This is a genomic window from Bacillus sp. E214 (assembly GCF_008087365.1).
In the GTDB taxonomy this organism is placed as follows: Bacteria; Bacillota; Bacilli; order Bacillales; family Pradoshiaceae; genus Pradoshia.
The window spans coordinates 71,143-85,225 of the sequence record NZ_VENN01000005.1 but is presented as its reverse complement, the minus strand read 5'-3'; the positions used below and the strand labels follow the sequence as shown (position 1 = coordinate 85,225).

Here is a 14,083-nt window from a genome sequence, read left to right as displayed (position 1 = left end):
TTATTCAAAGATTGAACTGATTTGTTGGATTTCTTCACGGGATAACATAACTTCCAGTGTTTTAAGATTATCAACGACTTGTTCCGGCTGTTTTGCGCCAGGGATAACAACATCAATTGAATCCTGCGCCAAGTACCATGCCAGGACAAGATGAGCGATTTCAACGTCTTTAGCTTTCGAAATCTTTCGCAGTTGTTCTACTTTTTCTAGGTTTTGCTTAAAAAGTTCTGCCTGAAATAATGGATTACGGGAACGTCCATCATTAAAAGTAGAATGCTTTGTGAATTTTCCGGTTAAAAGACCAGAAGCCAGCGGGAAGTATGGGACAAAGGAAATTTTGTGTTGGGCGGTATAGGGGAGAAGCTCTTTTTCAGCATCTCTTTTAAATAGATTGTACTCAGATTGGATTACATCCACGTATCCATCTTTATTGGCTTCTTTTAATTGCTCCAATGAAAAATTGGATACCCCGATCGCACGGATTTTTCCGGCATCTTTTAGTTTCTTTAAGGCGCCGACTGCCTCGTCCTTTGGTGTATCCTGATCTGGGAAATGAATGTAGAAGAGATCTATATAATCTGTACGTAAACGCATTAGACTTTCTTCCACAGTTTTAATAAGGAATGCAGGGGAGTTATCAACTACAACATCATTTTCAATGAATTTATGAGCCCCCTTTGTAGCTATAACAAGGTTTTCACGATTGCCTTTTTCTTTAACAATTTCTCCAATTAATTCTTCTGACCGTTCCGGGCCATAAATATAGGCAGTATCAATAAAATTCACGCCATAATCGATGGCAGTCCGTACGATTTCCCGTCCTGTTTCCTCATCGAGATTTGGGTAGATATTGTGGCCTCCAACTGCATTAGTTCCAAGACCTATCGGATTTACAAGTAAGTCTGTTTTACCTAGCTGAATTTTGTTATTCATAAAAAAACCCCCTTAACATGTAATGATTCAATCATAGCAAAGGTGAGGAAGTATATGGAAATGATAGGGTTTAGAAATAGATAAATAGCTAAAGGCCCTAAGAGATAATCTTAGGGCCTTTATGCAAGAGGGGGGGGATTTATGTTCTATGGCTTTTATGATGTGTTCTACCATTAGTATAATTCAAATGATAACGATTATCAATATCATTTAGATGAAAAAGATATTAAATTTATTACGAATAAGTAACTAAATTTTCGAGGGGGAATTTGAATCAATATAAAAGCAATAAATTTGGACGAATTCATAATCCGAACCGAAATCATTAACTGCTGAACCCAGCAAACCAATGATTAGCTTCTTCCATGTTTACTTGTTACAAATCATAACCTGCTTACGAATGAGCGTTATGTTTGCTACCCTTTTTGTAACTCACTAGAATAAAGGTCATACAAAGGAGGAATAGTTCATGAATGAAAAATACGCTTCTCTTTTTGAAAGCTTTACACTGCCAAATGGCGTTACGCTGAAAAACCGATTCATACTCGCTCCAATGACACATTACTCTTCTAATCCTGATGGTACGATTTCCGATCAGGAGCTTCCATATATCGCGCAGCGTTCTAAGGATATCGGCTTAGTCATCACTGCTGCAACAAATGTATCCGATAACGGAAAGGCGTTCCCAGGACAGCCATCCATTGTACGCGATACATATATAGCAGGTCTGAAGAAGTTAGCAGATACAATAAAAGGCGAAGGAGCTAAAGCAATCATCCAACTTCACCACGGTGGACGGGAATCAGGAGCAGATCTTGTACCCAATGGGGATGTAGTTGCTCCAAGCGCTGTAGAAAAAGAAGGTGCAGCTACACCACGTGCACTGGAAACTGCAGAAGTACAGCAAATCGTTGCTGATTTCGGCGAAGCAACTCGACGTGCTATCGAAGCTGGTTTTGATGGCGTCGAAATTCATGGTGCAAATGGGTATATTATCCAACAATTCTACTCTCCATTTTCCAATCGCCGTGAAGATGAATGGGGCGAGCGCTTGCGTTTCCCCTTGGCTGTCATCGACTCAGTCAGAAGTGCTGTTGATAAACACGGCTCCAAAGACTTTATAGTTGGTTATCGTTTCTCTCCTGAGGAACCGGAAACTCCTGGATTAACGATGAAAGAAACACTTGAGCTGATTGATGCTCTAGTGGAAAAGCCATTAGATTACCTGCATGTTTCTTTAATGGACTTCCATTCCACAGCTCGCCGCGGTGCGGATGCGAGCGCCAAACGCATTGATTTGATCCAGGAACGCATCAATAATAGAATGCCTCTTATCGGCGTTGGATCCTTGTACTCTGCCGAAGACGTGGCTGCAGCCAAAGATACGGGAGTACCATTGATTGCCATGGGACGTGAATTGTTAATCGACCCGGAATTCGTTACAAAGCTCAAAGAAGGACGCGAAGACGAAATCATCCGCCTAATTGATCCTGCCCGTGAAGATCATCACGGCCTTCCGGATCCGCTTTGGAACATCATCCTGCAGACAAAAGGCTGGGTTCCGACAAAAGAATAGCAGGAGATAGCCAATAAAGGGAAAATTCAGCATTGGTACTTATGCCATAAAGAGATTTTGAGTATAAACAGATAGAAGGATTGCTTTTAAAAACCTCTCATATGAGAGGTTTTTTGTAGGCTTTTTTTCTGCTAATTCATGATTTATTTTATTGATTGAGTGAGCTGCAACTAACCTGTCACTTCTCAAATTCAAAGTAAGTCTATCCTCATCAATGTGGTCCGTCTTGAGAATGTTCAGGTCACTTTTACTGCGTCCCATTCACTCATAAAACTGAGAAAAGGCCGATTGTGCTATGGTATATTGTAGTTAAATGAAGAAAAGGATGTTCGGTATATATGCATATAACAATAATTGGATCAGGTATAGCAGGTTCGGTTACCGCATATAAGCTTGCCAAGGCGGGCTTACAGGTAACTGTGATCGATCGTTTTGATAAAGGACAAGCGACAGATGCTGCAGCAGGGATTGTTTGTCCATGGCTCTCCCAGCGTCGAAATAAAGATTGGTACCAGCTGGCCAAAGGTGGTGCTCGCTATTATCCAGAAATAATTGAAGAACTTCGTCAAGATGGAGAAACTGAAACAGGTTATGCCCGTGTAGGTGCATTGAGTCTGCATGAGGATCCGAAAAAACTGGATGCGATGCTTCAACGTGCTGAAATGCGAAAAACGGATGCACCGGAGATGGGCAAGATAAGCTTTCTTAACGAAAACGAAGCAAAACGGTTATTTCCTATGCTTACTGAAGGATATGGAGCGGTACATATCAGCGGTGCTGCGCGCGTTGATGGACGGGCTTTACGAAATGCCTTGCAAAGGGCAGCTAGGAAATACAATGCACGATTCGTATCAGCCGAAGCACAGCTTTCTATGAAAGCAGAACGAATCGTTGTGACAGCTGGCAATGAAGAATGGATGCCTGACCAGGTCGTAGTTACTGCTGGGGCTTGGGCAGGTCAATTATTAGAACCCTTAGGATATCAGATGCAAGTCAGCTTTCAGAAAGCGCAGATTTGTCATTTACAGCTGCACAATATTGACACACATGATTGGCCGGTAATTATTCCGCCTAACGATCAATACCTGCTTGCTTTTCCAGATGGAAGGATAATAGCTGGTGCTACGCACGAAAACGATGAAGAGATGAATACCGGGGTAACGGCAGGCGGTGTACTGGAAGTACTAACTAAAGCAACTAAGCTTGCTCCCGGTCTTGCGAATGCAGCTTTGACCGAAACAAGGGTCGGCTTCAGGCCTTTTACTCCTGGATTCCTTCCCGTATTCGGCCGCATGCCGCATCACTCTAATCTTTATGTCATAAATGGCCTAGGGGCATCAGGTCTGACGATGGGTCCATTTATCGCGTCACAGCTCTCAAAGTTAATAGTCGGGCAAGAAACGGATATCGATATATCCGCCTATAATCCAGATGGTGCTCTTGCTTAACAAAGGGTCCATGTTTATCATGGACCCTTTGTCATACTCAAAATAGAAAATTATTCGACTCCCAGGTGAACCATCACTTTCTGAAGCTGGCATTTTTATATAGACGAATTGTACGTTCATTAAAAGGATGCTATACTCCCTGGCTTTTACGTGCAAATGTATTTATCATTCCAAATGACTGCTAATAGTAATGTAGTCTAATATGCTCGATTGTTATAAAATGGTAATATGTGATTGGTTGATAAATTTAGAGAGGCAGGAAAAAGTAGTGGAAACTATTTATAGCCATGAAGATTTGCTGAAGATGATGGACCAATTATTAAAAGAAAAAACCAGATTTGACTGGGATCAATTTTATTTGAATCGTGATCAGAATGTACCTTTTTTTTCTAATCAGCCTGATGAAAACTTGGTAGAGTATTTCGATAAGGGCTTGTTTGTTCCAGGGAGTAAAGTATTAGAGTTGGGATGTGGTCCCGGGAGAAATGCAGTCTTTTTTGCTGAACAAGGTTGTCATGTTGATGCCGTAGATTCATCTGAAGAAAGTTTGAAATGGGGAAGAGAGCGGGCCAAAGAGAGTGGATTAACAATTAACTTTATACATAAAAATATATTTGATTTAGCTATTGATGAAGGAAGCTATGATATTGTGTTTGATTCAGGATGCTTTCATCATATAGCACCTCATCGGAGGGGTACCTATAATAATTTAGTTAAAAGAGCGCTAAAAACAGATGGTTTATTTGGCATTACGTGTTTTCTTGAAAATGGGAAGTATGGCGGATCAGATATAACTGATTGGGATGTGTATAGATTTTGGAGCCTAAAGGGAGGTTTGGGGTTTACAGAGCAAAAATTAAGAGGCATCTTTAAGGATCTGAAGGAAATTGAAATAAGAAACATGAGACAAACAGATTCAATGGATGGTGTATTTGCTGAGGAAGGTTTTTTAACAGCTATATTTAAAAAGTAAATTTAAATATTATAAAATATAATAGATTTAAAAGAGTGTGGCATCGTTTAAAGAACTTTGCCACACTCTTACTGCGTTCTCTATTGATGCGCTTTTAACCACATCATTGCCGTATAAGCATGCATGGCGGCACCGGTTGGTAGGATATCTTCATTAAAAACTACCTGTGGATGGTGCATGGGAAGTCCATAATGAGGGTCCTCTTCTTTTGTGCCGGCTCCCAGCAAAAAATAAACGGTAGGTACTTCATAACAGTACGAAGCGAAATCTTCAGAACCCATGCCTCCGCCTTCAAAAGAGATGACAGATTGTTTACCGACTACATCACTCACATAAGAGGACAATTGATTGGCCAAGTCTTTATCATTCGTTAAGGGCGGAACAGATGCAACAATCTCTATTTTAGCTTCACCTCTAAACATTTCAGCTGTTGATGTTACTATTTTCTCCATCCTTTTGTAAATAAAATCTCCTAAATCCGCATTTAAGTAACGAATCGTACCTTCTAATATGGCTTGGTCAGGGATTACATTATGGGTACTTCCTGCCTGAAACTTTCCAATCGTGATAACCACCGATTCGGTTGCTGAGATTTCTCTTGCTATGATTTCATGGATGGAGGTATAGATATGCGCTGCAATATTAATTGGATCAACGCCGGTTTCAGGCATGGCTCCGTGACACCCGACACCTTTAACAGTAATTCTGAAGATTGTACAACCTGCGATTGCGGTTCCAAGCCCATATAATACCGTATTAGTTGGTGTACCGGAATGTACATGTAAGGCCATTGCTGCATCCACTTTTGGATTCTCCAAAACGCCCGACTTCAACATTAATTTGGCGCCTTTGAAGCCTTCTTCATTTGGCTGGAATACGAGCTTAACGGATCCTTCCAGTTCGTTCTCATATTGTTTTAATAATTTGGCAGCTCCTAGTAGCATAGTTGTGTGCATATCATGACCACAGGCGTGCATATTTCCATTTGTTGATTTAAACGGGTAATCTGTCTGCTCTTTAATCGGAAGAGCATCCATATCGGCCCGCAAAAGAAATGTTTTTTTTGCATCAGGTTTCCCTGCCAGTGCTACAATCCCACTTTCACAGATTTCTTTTGGTTCATAGCCAAATTCCTTTAACTTCTCCATTACGTATTTCGTGGTTTGAGGAAGGTGGTCGCCTACTTCAGGATTTTGATGAATTTCTCTTCTATATTTGATTAACTCATCTTTCATAGCCCGTGCATTTTCTAAGAATTGATTCATATATACCTCCTGCATAGCCTTCATAGTTTGCTTCTTTGTATTTTGTGCATTGCAGGCAGTTTATATTAACGTTCTTCAATATAAATTGGAATAAAGTTCATAAATTTAGTAAATGGGGTTAAGAAAATAAATAGAGACCTAAGGAGTCTCTAGATTTGATTAACTTTAAATAGTAAAAGTAAAAAGTGCGGAAAATAACCTAGATTAATTATCAGCATAGCAAATAGAGTTTACTCTAAGCCTTGAATAAACAAGCGAGGGAGACAAATCTAATGGCTAGTCTCTAAATCTGTTAAATAAGCAATGCATCGTTCTGCAAATTCTAGTACATGATTAGGAATTGGGTATAAGCCTGTTTCTTCTGCGGGTTTTTTTCTGATTTCCCAAAACTGATTCATTAATTCCTCATTCCCTTGAAATGTATCATTTGATAGTTTAATTAAATCAGAAGCAATTTGGGCTCCTATTTCAGATTCGGGTTTAACTTTGTTTTGAATACAATACTCAATTTGTTTTAGTAAGAACATATACTGTTGCGTTGTTTTATCATTGCTGCTTAGATTTGGTATGGATTTCTGTAAAAGTAGCTTTTCATCCTGATGGAAGTAATCAATCCATTTTTTTGAGTTATTTTGTGAATTTTGAACCAGTTTTAAAACATCTTCCCATGATAAGGATTCTTGCAGCTCGCTCATATTAATTAATGATGTAGTATTAGAAATGCTTGTTTGAATATTCGTGAGTTGATCTTGTAGATAATTGTAGTGTGAGATGAGAATTTGTTGGAAGGATAGACTGTCTAATATATCGCGAATAGTTTCTAACGGAAGTGAAAGGGATTTGAGAATAATGATTTTTTCAAGTTTGAATAAATCATCTTCTGAATAAGATCTCCTCCCGTTATCTGCTTTATAACTAGGGGTAAGCAAATTAATCTGATCATAATAACGCAGGGTGCGAACGGATATATTTCGCTGCTTAGCTACCTCTCCTGTCGTCCATTGTTTCATTTCATTTCCTCCTGAAAAAAACTTGCAGGTGACGTAACGTCATCTAATATAGTTGGATTATACCATATATAGGGAGAGGGCTATCGGATGAAAATGAACTGGAAAGAACAAGATGATTGGGGGCTAAAGGAATTCATATTATTAATCCTTTTGGAATTTGTGTTTGTAATTGGTTTTGTGAAATTGATATTTAAACCAATTATTACCAATTGGCTCGAGAATGATTTATATTCAGGGACATTAATTGGACTAATAATAGCCATTATTTTAATTTCAGGTGTTTATTATATTGCTCTTAATCCGAAAAAATTATCTTGGAACGAGGTAGGGATAAAATCATTTAATGTGAAAGTTTGGAAGCTTATTATTCTGTATTCAACTATTTTATTAGTTGGTTCGGTGATTATAATCTTGTTTACTAGTCTTATAGGTAATTCGTGGGAGAATAACAAAACAGAGGCTTTACAGCAAAATGTAACTTTATTCACCTTTTTAATTGCTTTTATCTCCGCAGCTATTATATCTCCAATATATGAAGAAATCTTTTATCGAGGATTTTTATATCGCTGGCTGCGTACACGGATAGGATTTGTTGGAGCCATTTTACTTAGTTCAATCATTTTTACGATCGTACATATTCCGACCTATAATGTGATGCCAGTAAATTTCTTCAGTGGTATCATTTTTGCGCTGGCATATGAACGAACTAATTCAATTTGGCCAGCGGTTATCATTCACGGTTTGACTAATGGGATTATGGTTCTGCTGACAAGCTTCAGTTAAGGAGGTTGCTCCCGAGAGTTGAAAGATACCGTGTAATTATCCAGGTTTCCAAAGCTGATACTATTAAGTAATGGCCATTTGAGGCGATATTGAACAATTAATTTAGATTCATAGGGATATATCAACAGGTGAGATGAAAGGTATTAATTCAAAAAGGATTAATACCTTTTTATGTTGAATTATAAATGGTAGTAAAAGCTCGAATTTGTAGAGGGAATCTTCGGAACAGGGGAAATTGGAGGTGTGGAAAGTGGTTAATATTTTAAAAGCGAATGCAAGTCATGTTGAGGGGATTGCGAAAGTATGCAGTGATGGGTACTGGGCAACTTATAACGAATTACGATCTGAAGAATATATTAAGAGAGTTATAAAAGAGTTTTATAATCATGAAAGAATTCTGAAGGAAGTAAGTGAAACTGGGGTAGAATGGGGTGGCTATTTTGTTGCTGTTGAGGAGAACAAAGTCATTGGGGCAATTGGAGGCGGTATGATCGATAAGACTTCTGGGGAGGTCTTTGTCTTATATCTTAACCCCAATAGACGTAATGAAGGAATTGGGACAAGGTTATTAGATGTTCTTACAAAACAACAAAAAGAGGAATTTCATGCAACTGAGCAATGGGTATCTGTAGCAAAGGGAAATCAAAAAGGAATTCCTTTCTATGAAGCAAGAGGATTCATTTTCAATAATGAACAAAGAGGATACGGAAATACCAAGGAAGAAAACTATATCTCATTAAGATATGTTCGTAAGATATAACTGTAATTTTTGATGAAAAGGGAAGAATGTATATGAAAAATAAGATTGTGTTTTATATCTTAATCATCAGTTTAAGCATAAACTATTTTAGAACTGCTCAAAAAAGAAAAGCACAAGTGCATCGGCACTTGTGCTTTAATCGTTTACTGCGGAGCGTTAATATATAATAATCCTTCCGCTCTTTCAATCGTTTTATTGCCATAGTCATCTTCTGCGGTTACTTGAACGGCTGCCCCGTTTGCTTTGATATTTTTAGTGGCAGTATAGTAGCCGACATAGTGTCCTTCCGATGTCTCACGCATTGGAAGCTCAAGTGCATTTGAGACGCCAAGGTTTGTGACTGGAGCAAGGATTGAGAAGGTAGCGTCTAGCCCAGGTTCACTATCAAATTCGATTTTGACAGAATCGCCGCTTTCCAATACTTTGTCCTCAGCAGGAAGTATGTTGGAAAGTTCAGGTGCCGTATAATTGGCATCAATTGTGATGATCTTTTTAATGCTGTTGCCTGCTTTATCCTTAGCTTGAACAGTAATCTCATTTATACCTTCATCAAGAAGGATACGCTTGCTGAATTTCCCGTCGCTTACAGTTGCAGTTTGACCATTTACTTTAACCCAATCCAGATTGGCATCAGCAATTGTTCCTGTAACTGTAACGGTTTCTTTATTTGTTTTAGAACCATCTGTCGGTGAAGTAATAGTCAGTTCAGGTTTATCCTGATCAAGTGTAATCGTAACTGGTTCAGATGGGTCTGTTGAACCGACATCAGTTTTTGCTTTAGCAGTCAGTGTATTTGCACCATTTTTCAACTCGACTGCAACTGAGAAGTCGCCACTTGCATTCGTTTCCGTAGTAGCAGTTTGTTCTCCATCATTGAATAAATCAATGGTTGTTTCAGGAGAAGATTTACCCTCAACTGTCACAGATTTTTTATTCGTAAATGCTCCATCTTTAGGAGAAGTGATGGATGGTACTTGTAATTCATAGTTGACGGTCGCACGGATCATGTAGTTTCCTTCAGCCTCTGGTGATTGAGACCATGCACCGCTTACACCTTGCCAGCTGCGTTTAGCATTTGGACCGTCCTCATCAGTTGCCAAGCCAGGTGAATTAGGATTTGCTTTTGTTTGTGTATAGACAATGAAGAAGTCTCCTTCTACCATGATGCCGTGTTCGGCAAGGTCAACATGTGTCCAAGTGCCGTCACGTAAAGCTGTCTCGTTGAAAGGACCTGCCAATTTAGTACCAGGACCGCCGTTTGCACCACTGGCATCATAAACGGATACTTGGAATTCAGTACCGCCTGGGACTGGCCATTCCATATCCCAGAAGCGAAGGAGTGCACCAGTTACTAGAGCTTGATCTTCCCCTTCTTTTAATGACATTTTAACAGCCCAGCTATTGCCTGCCGCATTGAAGGATCTGGCATTTTCAGCTGTTCCATCATCATACTTAATCTCACCTGCATAGCCAATGAATGGACGTAACTCAACATTTTTAACGACTGGTTCGCCTGCTTCAATGGTTACAGTTGTTTCGGAACTGTAGTAGGATGGTGCAACAAATTTTAGTGTGTAGGTACCCTCGTATGCAGTAAGGGAATACTCGCCATCTTCATTTGTAGTCACAGGCGTAATGGCAGCATCTTCCACAAGGTAAACTGTGGCGCCTGCAACAGGATTTCCTGTTACTTTATTTGTAATTGTACCGCTGACAGTACCTTTAGGAATTTCCTGTAGTGTAAAGTTTGCGGTAGCAACTCCACCATCTTCAACACGTACTGCTTGTGTTTGAGATTGGAATCCATATGTTTCTGCTTGAACAGTGTAATCACCTGTTGCGTGCGTTAATTCATAGGTTCCATCCTGTGGGTTGGTGTAAACAGAACGGCCAGTTTCAAGAACGGTTACCTCTGCTTGAATTGGTAAAAGCAGTGGTCCCGGGCTTTCATTGCTAGGTTTTTCATTTTTTGAACTATCTTTTTCAGATATTGGTTTGATTTTTGCTGCGTCTACTTTTTCTTTTGCTGCTTTTTTGTCGTCTTTAGGGTCTTTAGCTTTTGTATCTTTGATTTTAGTATCAGTAGCTTTTGTATCTTTCTTCACACCATGTTTAGCTTTTGACGAAGGTTGGATAGGAGTTGCCGATAATTTGACATCATCCAAATACCATCCAGCTTTCTGGACAGACCCATCAGTTGTAACATTGAAGGAAATGTAGATGCGTTGTCCTGCATATTCGCTTAAGTCAACTTCGCCATCAATCCAACCATCGGATGTTTGGTTGAAACGAGCTGCCTGTGTCCAGTTGGTACCATCAGTAGAAATAAATACATGCCCAAAGTCATAGTTTCTTTCTAAATCAAACCATTGTTTGAACTGTAAGTAGCTGGCTCCTTCAGGAAGATCAATTGGTGGCATTTCCAGGCTCATATTAGAGCTGTTTGCATAGTTTCCTGTCAGATTTGTTGCATATACCTTTTCACCAGAGAATGCAGCGCCAGGGCCTGTTGTTGGTACTCCCCATTCCCATGAATTATTTGTACCGTAAGATGTCCATCCGATTGGGTTTTGTTCAAAATCTGTTTCATAGCCAACTGTAATACCCGGAAGTAATTCTACTGGATAAACAGCTGTTTCTTTTGAATTGCCTCCAAAGTCATATGCGATAAATTGGTATTCTGTTGAATCACCGGTTAAATCAGCACCAGGTATGGTTGCTTCGTATTCACCGGATTTATAATTTCCGCTTACACGTTCCGCAGCGACTTCAGTCCAGCTGCCATCTGCTTTTTTATATTTCAAAACGACAGATGTTACGGATACATCGTCCGTAGCGGTTGCGCTAAGAGGAAGGTCCATTTCTTTATAAGAAGTAGTCACAGGCTCTGTTTCAATTTCAGGTGCATGAGTATCATCACCTTCCTTGGAGACAGTTCCTTTAATTTTTCCTAAACCACTAACAACTGAAGAGACAGCATCAAAAGCATTTACCAAACCGTGACCATATCCATAGTTAGGTGACTCTGGATAAGCGCTGTCAGTTAATGGTGTTGCTGTTAAGTCCATAATCTCTTCCATTTGATCGACAGTTAAGCTCGAATCAGCTTGTCTAAGCAGGGCAACTACTGCGGCCACATGAGGCCCGGCCATTGATGTTCCATTATAGGAAGCATAATCGTTTCCAGGTATAGCTGAGCGAATATTTACACCTGGTGCAGCTATATTTGGTTTCATGACTCCTTCATATGGAGAAGGTCCCCTTGAAGAAAAGCTTGCCAAAGCATTATTGATATCTGTTGCGGCAGTTGCGTAAGATTCAGGATAATTGGATGGAGCTGCTATAGTTCCTGCTCCTCCTCCGTCATTTCCTGCTGAAAATTCAGGGAAGATATCCGCATTTTTCCATGCTTGAACCATTGGACGGAACCATTCGTCCAATCCTGGTCCGCCACCCCATGAGTTGTTTACGACATCTGGTGCGTATTCAGGATGTGGAGTTCCATTAGCATCTTTAGGAGCTAATACCCATTCACCTGCTTCTAACAAATCAGCACTCGAGCCTCCACCTGATGCAGAGAGAGCTTTAACCGCTATGAATTTAGCGCCGGGTGCTACGCCGATTTGGTTAGTACCGTTTGAATCTGATCCGACCATTGTTCCAATTGTATGTGTACCGTGACCATTATCATCAAATGCTGCAGGGCGGTTTGTAGAAGTAGCATCAAACCAGCTGAACTCATGGGTCGGGTTGTCTGGATTAGCAGGGTTGTACCCACGGTATTTTGTCTTTAGGGTAGGGTGATCCCATTGCACACCAGTATCTATGCTGGCAACGACTGTTCCAGCTCCATCAATTCCCATTGCCCATGTTTGAGGTGCGCTGATTTTTTCGATATTCCATTCAATCGAGGAGACTTCTGCCTTTGTCTCTGTTTTAGAAGGTTTCTCCTTAATATTGGACTCGATTAGTGGTTTCTCAGCTTTGGATTGTTTAACAGGTTCTACAAGGTGTACTTTTTCATTCGGTAAAAGTTTTTCTACTTCAGGAAATGCGGCAATTTGTTCCATGACTTCTTTTGTAGCCGTAACAGCCATACCATTAACGATGTAGAAGGATTGAATATCTTTAACCTTACCGGCTTTTTCTTGTTTCTCTAAATAGTTTTTTAGCTCATGCTGAGTTTCTTCAGCAGTTGCGCGCAGATTTGTAACGATGGAAGATCGTTTTGTCAAGGTCGTCTTGGCTGATGAAAGCTTTTGTTTTTTTGCAGTAGCAGTAGCTTCTTTTGCTACCTTGGCAGTGTCGACCTGCTCTTTAAGTTTAATTAAGAAGGTGACTTTTTCTTCTTCCTTAAACTCATTTTGAAGATCTTTGGAGATTTTGTTACTGCTATTCTGTATAATCGTAGATTTTGCTGAACTATGGATGGATTCTGAGGAAGCAGTAGAAGATGGTGAAGACGTAAATCCTGTAGTTAAGAGCAATGATGGAATGAGCATAGATGTTAGAATGAGTGACGACAGTTTTTTTCTCTTTGTTTTCAACAAGTATTCCTCCCTATACTAGATTATTAAATTGCCAATATGCCAAGTATTTTTTCACCTCCCTGTTAAGTAATATCGAATTATGTAATCCTGCTGATATTTCTACCATAACGAATTGAAGTAAACAAATGCTGTCACTAAATGTCGCAAGTATACTATGGAAATTGAAAATGAATCATTGGATGTAGTTTGGCTACAGCTGTAGGTGTCATTCTAATTAGGAAATGATTAGAAAAGAATATACTTATACCTGATTTCATATGGAGATAGTTGTATGAAAAAGGAGGGAGGAAGAATTTTAATATACTATTATAATAAAAATAAGCCATCTGACTTATTAAGCTATTTAATTACTAGTCTTTCTTTGTCTTATTCAAAAAAAGACTGGGGATTAAGGTGGGATATTTTGTTACTTATATGAAATAAGGTGAATCCAACTCTCACCTTTATCCCAGAAAAATATTCAGAATCGGTAGTTTTAATTTATTTAGATAAAGAAATAGGCTATGTTTATTGTTGGAAGATGTCGAACTATAGCAGGATATTTAGAGGATACTGACATAACTGATGTAGAATATGGTTTATGTGCTTTTGTCTTATGCTTGTCGGAGGCCAACAGGATGTTGGTCACAAAGACGTTGCCACACGATGTGGCGTATTTAGTCTTTGTTCCTTGATGCAGTCGTTTCAGCTTTTTATTCAATCTAGCTTCAGGGCCTAGGAGCTCGGGACATAAGCAAAGCCACTGCGGGGGGAAGTACATCCCCTACGTGCCTTTGTCTTATGCT

Annotated in this window: 9 protein-coding genes; 5 read left to right on the top strand and 4 right to left on the bottom strand. The window is 39.6% G+C overall.

From position 1 onward, the window contains the following. Positions 1–933 carry an aldo/keto reductase gene (locus FHY47_RS15670; protein WP_139892690.1) on the bottom strand — a complete coding sequence of 311 codons (933 nt, stop codon included), beginning with the start codon at positions 931–933 and terminating at the stop codon, positions 1–3. A 469-nt stretch (positions 934–1,402) separates the two neighbouring features. On the opposite strand from FHY47_RS15670, the gene FHY47_RS15665 reads away from it, so the two are divergent. The 3 genes from FHY47_RS15665 to FHY47_RS15655 all read left to right on the top strand — a co-directional run bounded on the left by FHY47_RS15665 (position 1,403) and on the right by FHY47_RS15655 (position 4,930). Then, positions 1,403–2,509, top strand: a complete 1,107-nt coding sequence (locus FHY47_RS15665) for an NADH-dependent flavin oxidoreductase (RefSeq protein WP_066108078.1) — start codon at positions 1,403–1,405, stop codon at positions 2,507–2,509. A 338-nt stretch (positions 2,510–2,847) separates the two neighbouring features. Continuing rightward, the gene (locus FHY47_RS15660; RefSeq protein WP_148631083.1) at positions 2,848–3,957 is read left to right on the top strand and encodes an NAD(P)/FAD-dependent oxidoreductase; all 1,110 of its coding nucleotides are present in this window, start codon (positions 2,848–2,850) and stop codon (positions 3,955–3,957) included. A 220-nt stretch (positions 3,958–4,177) separates the two neighbouring features. After that, on the top strand, positions 4,178–4,930 hold the full coding sequence (locus FHY47_RS15655) for an SAM-dependent methyltransferase (RefSeq protein WP_139892688.1): 753 nt from the start codon (positions 4,178–4,180) through the stop codon (positions 4,928–4,930). Between the two features lie 80 nt (positions 4,931–5,010). Here FHY47_RS15655 and FHY47_RS15650 read toward each other — a convergent pair whose 3' ends face one another. Next, positions 5,011–6,195, bottom strand: a complete 1,185-nt coding sequence (locus tag FHY47_RS15650) for a M20 metallopeptidase family protein (RefSeq protein ID WP_139892687.1) — start codon at positions 6,193–6,195, stop codon at positions 5,011–5,013. A gap of 269 nt (positions 6,196–6,464) precedes the next feature. Beyond that, positions 6,465–7,205, bottom strand: coding sequence for a MerR family transcriptional regulator (locus FHY47_RS15645; RefSeq protein ID WP_066108066.1), 741 nt, complete (start codon positions 7,203–7,205; stop codon positions 6,465–6,467). Between the two features lie 87 nt (positions 7,206–7,292). Here FHY47_RS15645 and FHY47_RS15640 point away from each other — a divergent pair, with 87 nt between their 5' ends. Next, the gene (locus FHY47_RS15640) at positions 7,293–7,988 is read left to right on the top strand and encodes a CPBP family intramembrane glutamic endopeptidase (protein ID WP_066108063.1); all 696 of its coding nucleotides are present in this window, start codon (positions 7,293–7,295) and stop codon (positions 7,986–7,988) included. Positions 7,989–8,238: 250 nt separating this feature from the next. After that, on the top strand, positions 8,239–8,748 hold the full coding sequence (locus FHY47_RS15635) for a GNAT family N-acetyltransferase (protein ID WP_066108060.1): 510 nt from the start codon (positions 8,239–8,241) through the stop codon (positions 8,746–8,748). 143 nt (positions 8,749–8,891) lie between these two features. Here FHY47_RS15635 and FHY47_RS15630 read toward each other — a convergent pair whose 3' ends face one another. Continuing rightward, on the bottom strand, positions 8,892–13,298 hold the full coding sequence (locus tag FHY47_RS15630; RefSeq protein WP_187393500.1) for a S8 family peptidase: 4,407 nt from the start codon (positions 13,296–13,298) through the stop codon (positions 8,892–8,894). Positions 13,299–14,083: the final 785 nt, after the last annotated feature.